Source organism: Chryseobacterium pennae (assembly GCF_003385515.1).
GTDB lineage: Bacteria > Bacteroidota > Bacteroidia > Flavobacteriales > Weeksellaceae > Chryseobacterium > Chryseobacterium pennae.
In genome coordinates this window covers 1-465 of the sequence record NZ_QNVT01000082.1, presented here as the reverse complement: position 1 = coordinate 465, position 465 = coordinate 1, and the positions used below count along the sequence as shown (strand labels likewise).

The 465-nt window shown below is 51.8% G+C and carries 1 rRNA gene; it reads right to left on the bottom strand.

The annotated features are described in order from the left end of the window. Positions 1 to 465, bottom strand: a 16S ribosomal RNA gene (locus DRF65_RS28220); the annotation flags it as partial.

Genomic DNA, 465 nt, shown 5'->3' with positions numbered 1-465 from the left:
GACTACCGGGGTATCTAATCCTGTTTGCTCCCCACGCTTTCGCACCTCAGTGTCAGTATTAGCCCAGGTGGTCGCCTTCGCCACTGGTGTTCCTTCCTATATCTACGCATTTCACCGCTACACAGGAAATTCCACCACCCTCTGCCATACTCTAGCTTGCCAGTTTTGGATGCAGTTCCCAGGTTGAGCCCGGGGCTTTCACATTCAACTTAACAAACCACCTACGCGCGCTTTACGCCCAGTAATTCCGATTAACGCTTGCACCCTTCGTATTACCGCGGCTGCTGGCACGAAGTTAGCCGGTGCTTATTCTGTCGGTAACGTCAAAACACTAACGTATTAGGTTAATGCCCTTCCTCCCAACTTAAAGTGCTTTACAATCCGAAGACCTTCTTCACACACGCGGCATGGCTGGATCAGGCTTTCGCCCATTGTCCAATATTCCCCACTGCTGCCTCCCGTAGG